Annotated in this window: 3 protein-coding genes and 1 pseudogene; 2 read left to right on the top strand and 2 right to left on the bottom strand. The window is 66.5% G+C overall.

The window, feature by feature from the left end; translation table 11 throughout:
* Both AX735_RS20210 and AX735_RS20215 read right to left on the bottom strand, forming a co-directional pair.
* Nucleotides 1–779: pseudogene (locus tag AX735_RS20210) on the bottom strand (hypothetical protein); the annotation flags it as partial.
* Entirely contained in the window at nt 779–2,539 is a 1,761-nt protein-coding gene (locus tag AX735_RS20215) for a ShlB/FhaC/HecB family hemolysin secretion/activation protein (protein ID WP_231750194.1), read from the bottom strand. The gene AX735_RS20215 and the pseudogene AX735_RS20210, both read right to left, overlap by 1 nt.
* A gap of 351 nt (nt 2,540–2,890) precedes the next feature.
* On the opposite strand from AX735_RS20215, the gene hisC reads away from it, so the two are divergent.
* Together hisC and AX735_RS20225 are read left to right on the top strand one after the other, a co-directional pair.
* Nucleotides 2,891–3,991 carry a histidinol-phosphate transaminase gene (gene hisC / locus AX735_RS20220; RefSeq protein WP_066284107.1) on the top strand — a complete coding sequence of 367 codons (1,101 nt, stop codon included), beginning with the start codon at nt 2,891–2,893 and terminating at the stop codon, nt 3,989–3,991.
* Nucleotides 3,988–4,899, top strand: a complete 912-nt coding sequence (locus AX735_RS20225; protein ID WP_066284112.1) for a prephenate/arogenate dehydrogenase family protein — start codon at nt 3,988–3,990, stop codon at nt 4,897–4,899. The genes hisC and AX735_RS20225 overlap by 4 nt, the downstream gene beginning before the upstream one ends.
* The last annotated feature ends 27 nt before the right edge of the window (nt 4,900–4,926 follow it).

A 4,926-nucleotide genomic window follows, 5' to 3' on the forward strand; every position in this document is an offset into this window, starting at 1 on the left:
GTGCCTGTCGTCACCTGAATGTCGAACAGCCCGCCGGTGCCGAAGGTGATCGTCGCCGCCTCGGCCCCGACCATCAGCGCCGATCCGTTGACATCGATCGTACCGCGCTGACGGACGATCGGCGAGACCATCGCGACATAGCTGTTTTCCGGCGTCGCCTGAACCAGCGCGCCCGGATCGATTTGCACATAGCTGGTCGCCGATGCCGCCGGACCGAGGGTGAACGAACCGCCCGCATCGATGAAATTGCCGCCGGCATCGCGCACCGGATCGAGGCTGGTCAGCAGCAGCCCGCCGACATCGATCACCCCGGTCGATCCGATGACGATGCCGCCGGGGCTGTAGAACCACACATTGCCGCCCTGGACGAGGCCAGCGCCCGTCTGCAGCTGGCTGATGACGGTGCCATTCATCGCGATCGCGCGATTGGGATCGGTGGGGATGATGCGGTTGAGGACGGTGAACTGGTTCTGGATTGTCGGGTTGTTGCGGAAAAAGGCCGTGCGGCCATTGGGCAGGAAGTTGATGACCCCGCCGCCGATCGCGGTGTCGTTGGTGGTCCAGTTGATCACCGCCTGGTTGGTATCGACCCGGATATTGTCGGTACCCGGCGTGCGGTTGATGCCGACTCCGCCCGAGACCACGGTAGGCGTGCCCTCAAAGGCCTGGGCATGAGCGGTGCCTGTCCCTCCGATCGCCAGGCCGGTAGCCAGCGCAAGCGCCGATGTCGCCTTGGCCAGCAGGATGCGGCGGGCGGTCAGGTTGCGGTCGTAAGCCATCAGCGGGCTCCCCAGGGCAGTAGCAAGGTGGTGAGGGTGAACAGGATGCGCGGGTCGGGCGTGTCGGTGCGCAGCCCTGCGGCCTCGGTCGGCACCGCGACGGTGACGTCGAGCCGGAACCGGTCGCTCAATCGCGCGCGCGCGCCGATGCCGACCGAGCTCAGCCGCTGCGGGTCGCCGGGGCGGCCATCGTCCCAGGTCCAGGCGACATCCATGAAGGCGAATGGCTGGAACGAGAAATCGACATCCTTGAGCGGGCTGATCTGCGGGCCGCGCAGTTCGGCCTGGAAGCCGACGCCATCGTCGCCGACGATCGTGCCCGGATCATAGCCTCGGCCGATGGTGAAGTTGCCGCCCGAATATTCCTCGAAACTGAGCACCGGATCGAAGGCAAGCTGACCACGGCCGCGGATGAAGATCGAGCCCTTGTCGCCCAGCGCCGCCTCGGCGGAGAGTTCGCCGCGGATCAGTGTCGAGGTCGGATCGCCATCGCCGCGCGTGGTCGGGGTGCGCACCAGTGCGCAGACGAAATTGCATGGATCGCTCGCACCCAGGATCGACAGGCCCTGGCGGAATTCGAACAGCCCTGCCATGCGCCAGCGCGGCGAGGCGCCATTGGCCATGTCGATCGCCTCGCCCGACAGCTGGGCATAGGCGATGCGCAAGCGGTCGCGCGAGAGCGGGCCGATGAAATCGATGTCCTGATCGACATAATCCATGCCCACCGTGCTGTAGAGCGATCCGGCCTGGCTGCGCAGCAGCGGATAGCGCGCCTCCGCGCTGGCGAGCAGGGTGGTCGCGGTGATCTTGGCGGCGACCCCGGCAGGCAGGTTGATGTCCGGCTCGGTCCAGGCATAGGTGAAGCGCCCGGCCAGCGTCAGGCCTTCCGAACCGACGCGGAATTCGTGCCCCGCCTGGACGATCTGCTGTTCCTGGAAATCGAGCGTCGAATAGGCCGAGACATAGGTGCGGTCGCCCATGCCGGTCAGGCCATAGAATTGCGCGCGCAGCTGCGCGCCATAGGGGCCGGCATCGCGCGCCGCCAGGTTCTGGACGTTCAGGTCAACCTCGAACGGGGTGCGCCGCACCGTGACATCGCCGATCAGCTCGCCCGGGCCTGTGCCCGCTGGCACCAGCGTCAGCCGGATATCATAGCCGGGCAGATCGCGCGCGAGCAGCAGATAGCGTTCGGCCAGCTTCTGGTTGAACACCGTGCCTTCGGTCAGCCGCTCCAGATAGCTGGCGACCAGCTTCTCGCCATTGCCCGCATCGCCGCGCACGCGGATCTGCGTCAGCTTGGCATAGAGCACCTCGAACTGCACCACGCCATTGTCGATGCGCTGGGTGGGTACCTGCACGGCGGCGATATAGCCATCGCGGCGCAGCTTGGTGGCGACCGCATCGCGGATTTCGCAAAGTACCGCCACCGGCTGTTCGGTGCCGACATATTGCTCGTACAGCGGGCGCAGCTCGATCGGCGCAACGGGGCCCAGATTGTTGAAGCGCGCCTCGGTCAGCGTCAGTTTGACATTGGCATAGGCAGGGTCGGCCAGCGGGCAGGGCGCGCGCTCGATATCGCCTTCGACCGTCAGGCGCGCAGGCCGTTCGCTGCGCTGCTGCACCGGGCGCTCGATTTCCTCGCGTGTGGGGGGCGAGGGGACATTGACCTGCTGGGCATGGCTCGCGCTCGTCCACAACAGCCCGGCGCAGGTCGCAGTGCCCAGAATCAGCTGTCGCGTGCGGAAATGGCGTTGTCCCAAGATCACCCCCTGTAACCTGTGCGGATACCGAGGAGACGCGGACACCAATGCATCACCCCGGACCGTATTCTGGATCATGCTGCGGCTGTACCGCTCGCATTTTCCTGGGCGACCTTGGGCGATGTCTTAACGCAGCCTCATATCGGGGGCAAGTCGCAAAAGCCGTGCCGCCCAGAATTATCCAGACTTAACATATGCTTGCTCATGTCAGCCAAGGGTGCAGGCCTCGCTTGCATCGGTATTGATTTTGTTAAGCATTTACGCAGACTTGCAGGCAAGGCCCTGCCAGCTCGAACGGGTCTGGCGCTCGCGGCTTCCCCTGTCGCCCGACTCGCGCTATGCGCCCGGCCCATGACCAGCCAGCCCCAGCCCAAATCGTGGATCGCATCCATTCACGCCTATGTCCCCGGCAAGTCGGTCGGCGATGACGGCCGTCCGCTCGTCAAGCTCTCCGCCAACGAGAACCCGCTCGGCACCAGCCCGGCGGCGCTCCAGGCGCGCGCGCACGGTGCGGCGCTCGCCCCCTCGCTCTATCCCGATCCGGACAGCGCCGCGCTGCGCGAGGCGATCGGCAAGCTGCACGGGCTCGATCCGGCGCGCATCGTGTGTGGGACGGGATCGGACGAGCTGCTCAACCTCGCGGCGCAGGGCTATGCGGGGCAGGGGGACGAGGTCGTCTATGTCCGTTACGGCTTTTCGGTCTATGACATTGCCGCGCGGCGCTGCGGTGCGACGCCGGTAGTTGCGCCAGACAACTTCTACGCCACCGATGTCGATGCGCTGCTCGCCTGCGTGACCGATCGCACCCGCGTGGTCTATCTCGCCAACCCGAACAACCCGACGGGCACGCTGACGCCGCGGGCGGAGATCGCGCGGCTGCATGCCGGTCTGCCGTCGGATGTGCTGCTGGTGCTCGACCAGGCCTATTCGGAATATCTGGACGCGGACGAGGACGATCATGGTCTCGAGCTCGCGGCCGGGCATTCCAACGTGCTGGTCACGCGCACCTTCTCCAAGATCTATGGCCTGGCCGGCGAACGCATCGGCTGGGGCTATGGCGCGCAAGGCATCATCGACACGCTCAACCGCATCCGGGGGCCCTTCAACGTCACGCTCACCGGTCAGGCCGCGGCGCTGGCAGCGCTGGCGGACGAGGAATTCGTCACCCGCTCGCGCGAGCATAACAGTTTCTGGCGGCAATGGCTGGCGGGCGAGCTCGCGCAGCTCGGCAATCATGGCGTGACCGTGGTGCCGAGCCATGCCAATTTCCTGCTGGTGCTGTTCGAGGGCGCGGTGAGTGCGGAGGCGGCCTATCAGGCGCTGATGCAGGCGGGCTATATCGTGCGCTGGCCCAAGGGCCAGGGGCTCGGCCATGCGCTGCGCATCACCATCGGCGAGGAAGCGCATATGCGCGCCATCGCGCAGGTGCTGCGGGATCTGGTGACCGCATGAGCGCACCCTTCGGCACCATCGCGATCGTCGGGCTGGGCCTGATCGGCTCGTCGATCGCGCGCGCCGTGCGCCAGGCGCTGCCCGATACGCGCATCCTGGGCTATGACCGCAGCGCCGATGTCTGCGCGCGGGCGCAAGCGATCGGGCTGTGCGACGGCTATAATGCTGGGTTCGGCCCCGAACTGGCGAGCGCCGAAATGGTCATCCTGTGCGTGCCCGTCGGCGCGATGGCTGCCGCCGCCACCGCCATGGCGCCGCATCTCTCGCCCGACACGATCATCAGCGATGTCGGCTCGTGCAAGGCGAGCGTGCTCACCGCCTTGCGCTCGGTGCTGCCCGAGGCCGTGATCGTGCCTGCGCACCCGGTGGCGGGCACCGAGAATAGCGGGCCGGAAGCAGGCTTTGCCTCCTTGTTCAAGGGCCGCTGGTGCATCCTCACCCCCGATGACGGCGCCGATGCGGCGGCGTGCGAGCGGGTCGCGGCGTTCTGGCAGGCGCTCGGCGCGAATGTCGAGACGATGGAGGCTGCGCATCACGATCTGGTGCTTGCGGTGACCAGCCATCTGCCGCACCTCATCGCCTATACGATCGTCGGCACCGCTAGCGATCTGGAAGGCGTGACGCAGAGCGAGGTGATCAAATATTCCGCAGGCGGCTTCCGCGATTTCACCCGCATCGCCGCCAGCGATCCGGTGATGTGGCGCGACGTGTTCCTGTCGAACAAGGACGCGGTGCTCGAGATGCTCCAGCGGTTCTCGGAGGATCTGTCCGCGCTGCAGCGTGCGATCCGCTGGGACAAGGGCGACGAGCTCGAAGCGCTGTTCACCCGCACCCGCGCCATCCGCCGCTCGATCATCGAACAGGGGCAGGACGATGCCAAGCCCGATTTCGGGCGGGTGCATCAATAGGGGCATATGCATCACGCCCTCTCCCCT

It is taken from the genome of Blastomonas sp. CCH1-A6 (genome assembly GCF_001556365.1).
Taxonomy (GTDB): Bacteria; Pseudomonadota; Alphaproteobacteria; order Sphingomonadales; family Sphingomonadaceae; genus Blastomonas; species Blastomonas ursincola.